The organism is Chloroflexota bacterium (assembly GCA_020850535.1).
In the GTDB taxonomy this organism is placed as follows: domain Bacteria; phylum Chloroflexota; class UBA6077; order UBA6077; family JACCZL01; genus JADZEM01.
In genome coordinates, this window is sequence record JADZEM010000161.1 from 21,712 (window position 1) to 32,633 (window position 10,922).

Sequence of the window (10,922 nt, forward strand, 5' to 3'; positions counted from 1 at the left end):
AAGGTGTACGCTGCCGGACTGTGCGGCCAGCGTACACCTAGAGTCGGCGTCTGTCTGTGTCAGATACTGCTACCGATGAATGATCTCGAATGGCAGTTCATCCAGGTTCCGGGCAAATGCTCTCGGCCTGCGCTCAGAGCGCCATCAGGCAAGTTCGATGGCCCGCTCGACGACCGTGCTATCCGAGATCGTGAACGCCTTGACCTCCGGCTCCAGAAAGCTGGCGACAGACACGATGACGTAGACCATGCCGTCCCACGCCTGCCCGATATCGGTGGCCGACGGATACGCCCTGGTGAATGGGTGCGAGTGGTAGACGCCGAGCAGTTCGAGGTCGGCGTCGTCGATCTCGCGGTTGATCCGCAGAAACGCCTTGCCGTCGATCTCGTAACGGATGCCGTTGTGCTCGGCGGCGTTCGGGGCACGGTAGCTGTGGGTGATAGCGCCGCCCGAACCGGCCAGTACACCGCAGCACTCGAACGGCCGCTCGTCCAGCGCATGCGCGACCATCGCGTCGTAGACGGCCCGCGCGATCTGGACCATCAGGCTGCCGCCGACGCGGTCATCAGATGGGGTGCTCCACGACCTCGATGCTCTCCTCTACCACCTCGGCGGACACGTCCCCGGGGTGGGCCTTGTGGATCTGGAATGCCCGGGCCTCGGGGTGACGCGGGCTGCGCAGCGAGATCACGATGTACCGAACCTCGTACGCTGCCAGCCGCCGATCCGTCGCGGAGGGGTAGGCGACCGAGTTGGGGTGCGAGTGATAGATGCCGAGATGTTCCAGCCCGGCCTCGTCGATCTCTTCGAGGATGCGCCGGACCTCCAGCGGGTGCGCCTCGTAACGGACGGCCTTGTCATCCGCCACGTTCGGCGTCGGGAACAGGCGCGTCACCGTGTCGCCGTGGCCGCCCAGCAGGCCGCAGCTCTCCAGCGTCGGCGTCTGCAGCACATGCGCGATCATCGCGTCGTAGACGGAGCGGAGTACCCGAACCACCCCGGCTGGCCCCCTGTACCTCGCGGCTTCCTACCACAGGTTCCGGCCGCGAATACCCGCGACCGCGTCACGATCGGTGGGAGCGAACAGCCCGGTCGAGAGGTACTTCCAGCCACCGTCCGGTAGGAGCAGCACGATGGTACCACGCTCCATTCGCTCGGCCACCCGCAGGCCGACGCTCAGGACGGCCCCGCACGACAGTCCGGCGAAGATGCCCTCGACGCGCACGAGATCGCGCGTGGCCGTGAGCGCATCAGCCGCCCGCACCACCACCTTTCGATCCAGCTCGTCCAGGTTGAGGATCGGCGGGATGAACCCGTGGTCGAGACTCCGCAGGCCCGAGACGGAATCGTCGGGGTGCGGCTCGGCAGCGACGATCTGGACGTTCGGGTTGTGCTCGCGGAGCCGGCGGCCAGTGCCCATCAGGGTACCGCCGGTCCCGAGGCCGGCGACGAACACGTCGACCTCAGGCAGGTCGGCGATGATCTCCGGCCCGGTCGTCTCGTAGTGGGCGCGCGGGTTGGCCGGGTTCCCATACTGGTACAGCAGATGGTAGCGGCTGTCTTCGGCCAGCTCCTGGGCGCGGGCGATCGAGCCGTTGCTGCCGAGTGCGCCATCCGTCAGCTCGACGTCGGCGCCGAACAGCTCCAGCAGCTGGCGACGCTCGTCGCTGACGTTGTCGGGCATCACCACCTTCAGGCGATACCCCTTGACCTGCGCGATCATCGCCAGGCCGATGCCGGTGTTGCCACTGGTCGGCTCGAGCAGGATCCTGTCCATGCCCGGCGCGATGACGCCCCGTTGCTCGGCGTCCTCGATCAGACTCCGCGCGACGCGGTCTTTGACGCTGCCGGTCGGGTTGTGCCCCTCGAGCTTGGCGAACAGGCGGATGCCAGGGCGCGGGCTGAGGTGCTGCATCTCGACGAGCGGCGTGTTGCCAATCGCCTCGACGATGCTGGCGTACTTCATGGCAGGGTCGTGGGTCGTAGATCATGGGTGGTGGGGTGGGTGACAGGTTCACCCACCCCACGAACCTCGATCTACGACCTAACACCCACCGGCGACAGCAGGCAGGATCGAGACGGTGTCGCCGTCCGCGAGCGGCGCCTCGAGCCGGCCGATGTAGCGAATGTCCTCGTCGTTGACGTAGATGTTCACGAACCGGCGCAACTCGCCAGTTGACTCGAACAGGCCGGTTCGGACTCCCGGATAGCGGCGATCCAGATCGTCCAACAGCTCAGCTACTGTCGAGCCGTCACCCTGAACCACCTTCTCCCCACCGGTGTGGGCACGCAAAGGCGCGGGCACCCGAACCTCAACCATGTCGTCAGCCTCCCGTAGCCTCCATCGGTCCGCCGCAGAACGCCTCGTAGTCGATCAGCGTGTTGATGGTCGGATTGTCGCCACAGAGCGGGCACTCCGGATCGCGCCGAATCTTGACCTCGCGGAACTCCATCGCCAGCGCATCGTAGAGGAGCAGGCGGTTCACCAGCGGCTCGCCCAGCCCCAGGATCAGCTTGACGGTCTCCGTCGCCTGGATGATGCCGATCATGCCCGGCAGCGCCCCGAGCACTCCCGCCTCGGCACAGCTCGGCACCGCGCCCGGCGGGGGCGGGGCCGGGAACAGGCAGCGGTAGCAGCCCTTGCCCGGCATGAACACGGTGGACTGGCCCTCGAAGCGGAAAATGCTGCCATCGACGAGCGGCTTCTTCAAGAGGTATGCCGCGTCGTTCACCAGGTAGCGCGTGGCGAAGTTGTCGCAGCCGTTGACGATGATGTCGTACTGGCTGAGGATCTCCATCGCGTTCTCGGAGGTCAGCGCCTCGGTGTGGGCCACCACCTTCGAGTCGGGATTGATGTCGTGCAGTTGATCCTTCGCCGACTCGACCTTCGGCTTGCCGATGTTGGCGTGCCCGTGCAGGATCTGCCGGTGCAGGTTCGACAGGTCCACCACGTCGAAATCGACGATCCCGAGCGTGCCGACGCCGGCCGCTGCCAGGTACAGCGCCGTTGGCGATCCGAGGCCGCCCGCGCCGATCAACAGCACTTTGGCGTTGAGCAGCTTGCGCTGCCCGACCCCACCGATCTCGGGCAGGATGATATGCCGGCTGTAGCGAACCGCCTGCTCGGGCGTGAAACGTGAGCTGGTCGCACCGCCAGCCATGGCCGGAATTACCGCCACCTCGTCCTCCCTATCCAACGACGTCTCGAAGCCCGCAAGCTCGTCGATGCCGTGGTTATTCACGTAAACGTTCACAAAGCGATGCAAATTCCCGTCCGCATCGAACATCTCCCGATGCAGCGCGGGGTACGTGCTCGTGAGCCAGTCCATCAGGACGCCAACGGTCGAGGCGTCGTGCTCCAGTCGGGCAGCCCCGTCGGTGTAACGCCGCCATGAGGTTGGCACATAGATCCGCACCATGCGCCTAGATCTCCACGCTCAGATAGCGCTCGCCGGTGTCACACAACAGCGTGACGACCGTGTGCCCCGGGCCAAGCTGCGCCGCGACCCGTCCGGCCGCCACCACGTTGGCGCCCGACGAGATGCCGACTAACAGGCCCTCTTCGCGCGCCAGCCGACCCGTCATCGCCAGCGCCTCGTGATCCTGGACGGACAGCACGTCGTCGAGCACGGACCGATCGAGCAGCGTCGGCACGAAGCTCGCGCCGATGCCCTGGATGGCGTGCGGCCGAAAGCGTCCGCCCTTCAGCACCGGCGAGCGGGCCGGCTCGACGCCGACCACCTGGACCTTCTCCAGCTCACGCTTCAGGACGCGCCCGACGCCGGTGATGGTGCCGGCCGTGCCAACTCCGGCCACGAACGCATCGACGCTGCCGCCGGTCTGCGCCAGGATCTCGCGGGCCGTCGTGCGCTCGTGGACGGCCGGGTTGGCCGGATTCTCGAACTGCTGCGGCATGAAGAACTCTGGATTCAGCCGCACCAGCTCCTGCGCGGCGAAGACCGCCCCGGTCATCCCCTCGATGGCCGGCGTCAGGTGCAGTTCGGCCCCGAACCGGGCCAGCAGTTGCCGTCGTTCCAGGCTCATGTCCTCGGGCATCGTCAGGATCAGCCGGTAGCCGCGCGCCGCCGCCACCATCGCCAGCCCGATGCCGGTGTTCCCACTGGTCGGCTCGACAATCGTCGCGCCCGGCCGCAGCTTGCCCTGACGCTCGGCCTCCTCGATCATCGCCACCGCGATGCGGTCCTTGACGCTGCCGCCCGGGTTCAACGACTCCAGCTTGGCGAGCACGCGCGCGCCACCAGCCGGCACCACCCGATTCAGCCGCACCAGCGGCGTCCAGCCGACCACGTCCACGACGGACTCGCAAACGCCGCCAGCGCGGCCGGCTGACCCGCCAGGCGGGCCGTCAGGACGTTCGGCGTGAGCGTCAGTCATGGCGCGCACCTGAAGGCAGCGTGAGAGCACAGTTCATGAGGCAAGCAAGCATCCAGTGAGCGGAAAGACGGCCGTTCTAGATGTAGTACATGACGCGCTGTTCGCGGCTTCGCTGCCGCTCCACCAGATCAGCCACCGAGGTGGTATCCAGAATCTGGTTGGCTGCGCCTGCCACCGACTCCCACAGCTCGCGCGTGATGGAGGCTGTCGAGGAGCGGTCGCCGTCCGGCTCGCCCAGACAGTCCAGCGAGAGGAGCGGCCCTTCGAGCGCGGCGATGATCTCGCCCACGGCCACGGCCTGCGGGTCGCGCGCAAGCTCGTGGCCGCCGCGCGGCCCCCGGCTGCTGCGGACCAGCCCGGCCTTCCGCAACGAGGTCAGCAGTTGTTCGAGATACGCCTCGGGAATGGCCTCGCGCGCCGCGATCTCCGCGCTCTGCACCGGCCCCTCGCCAAAACGCCGCGCCAGGTCGATGACCGCGCGCACGCCGTAGTCGCTGCGCATCGAAAGCTTCACGTTCTGCACCACTCGCGGAATTGTTGACCTGACGACTCAATATTCTAGTGTTCGTCCGGCGAAGCTGTCAACGATAGCGAGGGCAGCGCCAGGACGATTGCCTGCTGATGTCGTCGTGCAGCGGCGTCGGGGCTTGAATGCCCCGCCTACGATCCTGCAGTCGCTGCGCGACGCTCCAGTCGCACCAGTGCCTGCCGTTCCCGACGACCGTCGCACAGCGACTGAATGCGTGTAGGCGGGGACTTCAGTCCCCGACGAGGTCGCAGGACGGTCTCGTCGTGCAGCGGCGTCGGGGTTGAGGGCGGCGCGCTGATGAGATCGACGGCGCTCCTGGCGCACCGCCTGCCGACGCTGGAAACGTCGGCGTCAGTGGGCCGGCTCGGCGAGGCTGGCCTGCCGTCGCCGCTCGTCCTCGAACGCCTCGACAGCCCGCTTGCCGGCCTGTCGCCGCCAGCTCTCGATCAGCAGATCGAGCAGCATATCCGGGTCCACCAACCCGAGCCGGACGTTCGTCCAGCCGCGCAGCCCCCAGGAGCCGGCCGCCTTCTCGAACGTCGTCGGGAAGGTCGAGAGCAACGTGGACTGGTCGTTCGGGTCGATCCACACGACCAGCCGGTCGGCGCTGGGGAGCGTCGCGTAGATCTTGCCGCGCACGCGGAAGTCGGCGGCGCCGAAGTGACTGCGCTCCTCCGTGCCAGGGAAGCTAAGCGCCATCTCCCGGGCATCGTCAGCAGTCACCATCTTGCACCTCTGCGGAAAAGGTCCGAGCCTCACTGTACGACATCGTCCTGCCTGACGAAATGTAGAACTCTGGCGTTTGCATGGCCAGTCGGACCATGGACGGCGCTGCGATCTGAATCATTGTCTGCCCGGCGGCCCCGGAGCCTATAACCGCACAGTGAGCCTCGACAGCATCGGGACGGCCGCCCCTCGGCGAACGGGCGCCGCCCAGGAGCCCATCCTCATGCGGATCATCCTCTACACCGGCAAGGGCGGCGTTGGGAAGACCTCGGTATCGGCGGCCACGGCGGCCCGGGCTGCCCAACAAGGCTACCGCACCATCGTGATGAGCACGGATCTCGCGCACAGCCTCGCTGACAGCCTGGACGTGCCGCTCGGCCCCGAGCCGAAGCTGATCGCGCCGAACCTGTGGGCGCAGGAGACGGACGTCTACCACAACCTCCGCACGCACTGGGGGCGCATTCAGGAGTGGCTGCGCTCGCTGCTGGCCTGGCGGCAGGTCGATGACATCGTCGCGGACGAGGTCAGCGTCTTGCCGGGCATGGAGGAGCTGGCGAACCTGCTCTGGATCAACCGTCACCGTGAGAGCGGCGACTACGACGTCATCGTGGTGGACTGCGCGCCGACCGGCGAGACGCTCCGCCTGCTGAGCTTCCCGGAGATCGGCCGCTGGTGGGTCGAGAAGATCATGCCGATCCAGCGGGCTGCCGTCGGGGTGATGCGGCCCATCGTCCGGGCCACCACCGGCATGCCGATGCCCACGGACGATGTGTACGACACCGTACAGGAGCTGTTCGGCCAGCTTGACCGGCTCAACAAGATGCTGACCGATCCCGAACTGACCTCCGTGCGGCTGGTCACCAACCCCGAGAAGATGGTGATCCGCGAGGCGCAGCGGACCTGGAGCTACTTCAACCTGTTCGGCTACCCGAGCGACCTGATCGTGCTGAATCGGATCATTCCGGACACGGTCGCGGACAGCTACTTTGCGGACTGGAAGCAGACCCAGTCTCGCCACCGCGCGATGGTCGAGGAGCGGTTCGCGCCGGTCCCGATCAAGGAGCTGCCGCTCTTCCGCGACGAGGTCGTCGGCTTGGAGCGCCTGAACGAGATGGGCGAGGCGCTGTTCGGCCGTGACGACCCGGCGTCGGTCTTCTTCCGGGGCCGCACGCAGACCATCGAGCGGACCGCCCAGGGGTACGTGCTGAATCTGCCGCTGCCGTTCGTGCAGAAGGGCGAGGTCAACCTCGTGCACATGGGCGACGAGCTGATGGTGCAGGTCGGGCAGCACCGGCGCAGCCTGATCCTGCCGCGGACGCTGGTCGGGTTGCAGACGCGCGGCGCAAGCTTCGAGAACGAGACGCTGCGGATCAGGTTCGAGCGCGCCTCCTGACGTGGGTCGCGGGCCGTGGGTCGCGGGTCGCGGGTCGCGGGTCGCGGGTCGCGGGTCGCGGTGAAAGCGTGCAAGTTCCAGTTGTCATCCTGAGCGTAGCGAAGGATCTCACCCGCTGACCGTCAACGCGCGTGTCACTCTCCGAGCGTTAGCGCTCCCAACACCCACCGAACATCAGCGTGTGCATCACCCGCCGACCGTCAACGCTCGCGTCAGCGGGTGAGGTCCTTCGCTACGCTCAGGATGACATGGGGAGTTGCGTGTTTGCTACGTGGCAGCCGCGCAAGTCAGATTGTACCCTTCCTCGACCCTCGACCCTCGACCCTCGGCCCTCGACCCGCGCTCTAGCTGCCGACAACGCCGTCGAAGGCCAGCTCCGACCAGCTGGTTGGGGTCTGGCGCAGCCGACCGGTCAGCTGCCACAGCTCGGCGATCCGGGTGATGCCACGCGGCCGCGCGCCGGGCTGCCAGCCCGAGCGCTCCAGCAGCGCCCCGAGCCGTTCGGGCGCGATCCGCAAGTCCTCGGTCTCGGAGAGCAGCCGGGCGGCGCCGACAGGATCGGCGGCGGCCAGCCGCGCCCCTTCCGTCAGCATCTCGGTGAACGCATCGACCAGGGGACCAGCCCGCTCCCTGAGCGCCGGCAACGCGTAGACGATCGCCGTCGAGGGCAGCCCGCCGAACAGGTCGCGACCGTCGACCAACCGCTCGGGGCCAGTCCCCTCGAGCTCCAGCTCCAGAAACGGCGTCACCCCGACGTGCGCCGCGAACTCCTTCCCCTGCTTGAGGGCCGGCAAGGCCTCCGAGTGGGGACGGTAGACCAGGTTGCCGTCGAGCGCCCGGGCGTCGCCAAGCTCGCGCAGGGCCGCCAGCTGCAGGACGGCCGTCTCCAGACTCGACTCTTCGGGCACCGCGATCCGGTCGCGTGGCTTGATCGAGCCCAGCGACCGCAGCCCCGGCCGCCCGACCACGGCGCACGGCACCGCCGACACGCCGCCCAGCACCCGGACGGGAAGGTCGGCCTCACGGGCCAGATAGAAGGCCGTCGGCGGCCCGCAGGCAATGTCGATGCCGCCGTCTCGCAGGGCTTCGTTGACGGCCTCGGCCGGTGGGATCACCTTCCACTCGACCCACATGCCCGGGATGGCGTCTTCGAGCAGGCGACGCTCACGCATCTGGAGCAGCGGCGCATACGGCGCGGTGCCGTAGATGTTCATCCGCAGCACCAGCCTGCGGGATGGATCGCGCCGCACGAGCCGGGCCGGCTGGCAGGCCGTGAGCGCCGCGAGGCCGGCCGCCCCGCCGAGCAGCAGCGGCAAAGCCCGCCGCCGAGAAACCCTCGGGGAATCCCCACCTCCCGTGACCGCCATCCTACCCCTTGCGCTTCCGGACGCGGACCTCGCCGGCCGGCGGATCGACCACCAGCCAGTCGCCGCTCTCGATGACGCTCAACGGGTCCGGGTCCAGCCGGTCCATCAACGGCAGCTCGGCCAACGCCGCCCCCTGCGCCATGATCGGGTTCGCCGTCTGGAAGATGATCCCCAGCGGGGCCGTGCCCTGCGCGCGCATGTCGAGCAGCGCCCAGGCTGTCGCCACGCCGCCCTTTGCCGTCGTGTGGACGAGCACCTTCCCGACGATGCTCTGGCCGTACAGGTCGTGGGCCTCGCGCGAGAAGACCCCCGTTTTGCGATTGAGGTCGTAGCGGGCGCTGAAGCCCTGGTGCGAGACCAGCGCCTCGCCCTCGACGCGCGGCCCGATGCCCGGGTGCCCGCGCAGCACGATCTCCCCATCCTGCGTCATCGTGTCCCCCGCTTCGCCGCGCACGTTCACCACGGCAGCTCTCCACGCACCGCCGCCTCGACGCAGACCTCCGTCGGGCGGAAGACCGAGTTGTAGCCGTAGCCAGGGATGATGTTCGCCAGCTTGGCCGAGTCGGTGACGATGGTCCGCCAGCCGTGCTTCTCGGCCAGCTCGCGGGCCGTCATCAGGTAGTAGCAAGCCCCGCTGATCAGCAAGCCGCCCGCCGCCAGAATCGTGTCTGAGTACCCGAGATGGTCGGCGGCTGCCCGGTTCTGGTAGTTCGTGGTGATGAGCAGCTTCACGTCCGGGTGGACGGTGCGGCCCCCCAGCAGGCGGGCCATGTCGCGCAGCTCGACAATCGAGAGCTGCGGCGCCGTGAACGCAACAAGGTCCGGGCGCTTCCGCTCTGGCTGGAACGTCTGGTAGACGGCCCGCAGCGTGCCCGGCTCGACGGTCAGCGTGCGGCCCGGCTGGCGTCCGCCGAACGCCTCTTCGACGGTCCGGGCCTCGGGCGTCACGCCGACGAGGTGGAACATCGCCAGCGAGCCGTAGCTGGCGAGCGTCGCCCCGAGCTGCTTCAACTGATCGACGGTCGGCTGGACCTCCAGCCCGGCGACAACCGGCACCTGCCAGTAGTCGCTGACCTGCCGGCCGATCCAGCAGCCGAGCGCACCCCAATCGCTGGTACAGGCCGGCTGCTCCCGCAACTGCACCAGGACCGTTCCCAGCCGCTGCTCGGGCAGGTGGTAGCCGTAGCGGGCCGTGCGGCCGGTCAGGGCCGCCGCCAGCGCGACCGGGCCGCCTTCGAAGTTGGAGCGCGCCCCGGCGACGGCGTTGGCGAAAATGACGGTGCCGGTGTCGCCCCAGGCCACGTGCTCCCCGAAGCGCGGCGGCGAGACGGTCTGATAGTTGATGCAGGTATCCAGGGTCAGGACGCCGAGCTTCCGCAACGCCTGGGTGAGCCGCAGCTCCAGGCGCACCTGCCGCTCATCCTGTCCCAACGCCTCCCACATCGCCACGTCAACGCTGCGGGGATTCGAGGTGACGGGCACCACCGCCTGTCCGCCGAGCCCGGCCATCTCCTCGACCCACTCCAGGCACGGCTCGCCCATCGACTCGATCTCGGCCATCATGTGGGCCGAGTCGATGGGCACGAAGTCCGCCGCTCCGAAGAACTCTCCGACCGTCATCTGAAGCTGTAAGGCGCGGCGAACGGCCTCACCACGCTCGCCTGCGAGCATGGCCCGTTCGTCGTCGTTGAGTCGCATCGGGCTGATCTCTCCATTCGCACGAGGATCGTGCCGCCCGGCCCCGGGCGGCGGGCTACCACTGGCGCAACGTGCGCCGCGCTGGATGGGTCACGATGACGGCCGCGATGCACAGCGCCGCGACCACCAGCGGCGGGCCATCGGCGATCCACTTGAGCGGCTCGCCACGGAACGTGCTGGCGATCACGGCGAGGACCGCGAGCAGGTAGACCTGAATGGTCGTGGTCCGACCGAGGGGATCGCGCGCGGCCAGGGCCGGTGCGACCACCAGCCCGACGAACCACAACGAGATCATGTAGTTCTCGATGTGGCCGATGGGGCCGGCCATGCCCCAGGTCCAGCCGCCCGGCGCGAAGAAGCCGACCAGCAGCAGCAGGAGCCAGATGGCGGCCCCGATCCACAACGCCAGCGGCAACCAGCGCCCGGCGGTGGGGGTGGGCGGCCCGCCGGCGGACTGACGCACGCGGAAACCTGACCGCCGACGTTGGGGCATCTACTTCACCGCCAGGTGTCTTCCAAGAGTGATCGCCTGCGGGGAGTGTAGCCGGCGCCCGCGCGCCCCCGCACGACCGAGCGCCGCCCCCGCAGGGCGATTGCATGTTCGCTGGTGTTCCCGAAGCGCGACGAGGCGCGCAGTCGGGGGTTGAAACCCCCGCCTACACGCATGCAGTCGCTGCGCGACGGCCGCCGGGAACGGCAGGCACTGGTGCGACTGGAGCGTCGCGCAGCGACTGCAGGATCGTAGGCGGGGCTTTCAAGCCCCGACGCGGCGGCACGACGCGCTCAACATACGATTGCACTGGTAGCAGCATCA

The 10,922-nt window shown here is 68.3% G+C and carries 13 protein-coding genes; 1 reads left to right on the plus strand and 12 read right to left on the minus strand.

Annotation, left to right across the window (positions count from 1 at the left end):
- Positions 1–144 precede the first annotated feature (144 nt).
- The 8 genes from IT306_23255 to IT306_23290 form a co-directional block, all read right to left on the minus strand.
- Positions 145–543 carry a M67 family metallopeptidase gene (locus IT306_23255; GenBank protein ID MCC7371355.1) on the minus strand — a complete coding sequence of 133 codons (399 nt, stop codon included), beginning with the start codon at positions 541–543 and terminating at the stop codon, positions 145–147.
- Between the two features lie 22 nt (positions 544–565).
- On the minus strand, positions 566–997 hold the full coding sequence (locus IT306_23260; protein ID MCC7371356.1) for a M67 family metallopeptidase: 432 nt from the start codon (positions 995–997) through the stop codon (positions 566–568).
- 30 nt (positions 998–1,027) lie between these two features.
- Positions 1,028–1,966: a cysteine synthase family protein gene (locus IT306_23265; GenBank protein ID MCC7371357.1), complete on the minus strand. Its 939-nt coding sequence runs from the start codon at positions 1,964–1,966 to the stop codon at positions 1,028–1,030.
- A gap of 78 nt (positions 1,967–2,044) precedes the next feature.
- Positions 2,045–2,320, minus strand: a complete 276-nt coding sequence (locus IT306_23270; protein MCC7371358.1) for a MoaD family protein — start codon at positions 2,318–2,320, stop codon at positions 2,045–2,047.
- A gap of 4 nt (positions 2,321–2,324) precedes the next feature.
- On the minus strand, positions 2,325–3,419 hold the full coding sequence (moeB, locus tag IT306_23275) for a molybdopterin-synthase adenylyltransferase MoeB (GenBank protein MCC7371359.1): 1,095 nt from the start codon (positions 3,417–3,419) through the stop codon (positions 2,325–2,327).
- A 4-nt stretch (positions 3,420–3,423) separates the two neighbouring features.
- Positions 3,424–4,395 (minus strand): cysteine synthase A, encoded by a 972-nt coding sequence (gene cysK / locus IT306_23280; GenBank protein MCC7371360.1) that lies wholly within the window; start codon positions 4,393–4,395, stop codon positions 3,424–3,426.
- A gap of 76 nt (positions 4,396–4,471) precedes the next feature.
- On the minus strand, positions 4,472–4,909 hold the full coding sequence (locus IT306_23285) for an Rrf2 family transcriptional regulator (GenBank protein MCC7371361.1): 438 nt from the start codon (positions 4,907–4,909) through the stop codon (positions 4,472–4,474).
- A gap of 366 nt (positions 4,910–5,275) precedes the next feature.
- On the minus strand, positions 5,276–5,650 hold the full coding sequence (locus tag IT306_23290) for an MmcQ/YjbR family DNA-binding protein (GenBank protein MCC7371362.1): 375 nt from the start codon (positions 5,648–5,650) through the stop codon (positions 5,276–5,278).
- Between the two features lie 223 nt (positions 5,651–5,873).
- Here IT306_23290 and IT306_23295 point away from each other — a divergent pair, with 223 nt between their 5' ends.
- Positions 5,874–7,043, plus strand: a complete 1,170-nt coding sequence (locus IT306_23295; protein ID MCC7371363.1) for an ArsA family ATPase — start codon at positions 5,874–5,876, stop codon at positions 7,041–7,043.
- 344 nt (positions 7,044–7,387) lie between these two features.
- On the opposite strand, the gene IT306_23300 is transcribed toward IT306_23295, so the two are convergent.
- From IT306_23300 to IT306_23315, 4 genes are read right to left on the minus strand one after another with little or no spacing between them, the layout of a single operon-like run.
- A complete protein-coding gene (locus IT306_23300) occupies positions 7,388–8,359 on the minus strand; it encodes an ABC transporter substrate-binding protein (GenBank protein MCC7371364.1) in 972 nt (323 codons plus the stop codon).
- Between the two features lie 52 nt (positions 8,360–8,411).
- On the minus strand, positions 8,412–8,840 hold the full coding sequence (locus IT306_23305) for a DUF126 domain-containing protein (GenBank protein ID MCC7371365.1): 429 nt from the start codon (positions 8,838–8,840) through the stop codon (positions 8,412–8,414).
- Between the two features lie 26 nt (positions 8,841–8,866).
- Complete coding sequence (locus IT306_23310; protein ID MCC7371366.1) at positions 8,867–10,108, minus strand: aconitase X catalytic domain-containing protein; 1,242 nt, start codon at positions 10,106–10,108, stop codon at positions 8,867–8,869.
- Positions 10,109–10,163: 55 nt separating this feature from the next.
- On the minus strand, positions 10,164–10,571 hold the full coding sequence (locus IT306_23315; protein ID MCC7371367.1) for a hypothetical protein: 408 nt from the start codon (positions 10,569–10,571) through the stop codon (positions 10,164–10,166).
- Positions 10,572–10,922 lie beyond the last annotated feature (351 nt).

Bases quoted from the DNA above. Each gene is read 5' to 3' on its own strand.
- IT306_23255 (MCC7371355.1), bottom strand. From the start codon at position 543: ATGGTCCAGATCGCGCGGGCCGTCTACGACGCGATGGTCGCGCATGCG.
- IT306_23265 (MCC7371357.1), bottom strand. From the start codon at position 1,966: ATGAAGTACGCCAGCATCGTCGAGGCGATTGGCAACACGCCGCTCGTC.
- IT306_23270 (MCC7371358.1), bottom strand. From the start codon at position 2,320: ATGGTTGAGGTTCGGGTGCCCGCGCCTTTGCGTGCCCACACCGGTGGG.
- moeB (MCC7371359.1), bottom strand. From the start codon at position 3,419: ATGGTGCGGATCTATGTGCCAACCTCATGGCGGCGTTACACCGACGGG.
- cysK (MCC7371360.1), bottom strand. From the start codon at position 4,395: ATGACTGACGCTCACGCCGAACGTCCTGACGGCCCGCCTGGCGGGTCA.
- IT306_23290 (MCC7371362.1), bottom strand. From the start codon at position 5,650: ATGGTGACTGCTGACGATGCCCGGGAGATGGCGCTTAGCTTCCCTGGC.
- IT306_23295 (MCC7371363.1), top strand. From the start codon at position 5,874: ATGCGGATCATCCTCTACACCGGCAAGGGCGGCGTTGGGAAGACCTCG.
- IT306_23305 (MCC7371365.1), bottom strand. From the start codon at position 8,840: ATGACGCAGGATGGGGAGATCGTGCTGCGCGGGCACCCGGGCATCGGG.
- IT306_23310 (MCC7371366.1), bottom strand. From the start codon at position 10,108: ATGCGACTCAACGACGACGAACGGGCCATGCTCGCAGGCGAGCGTGGT.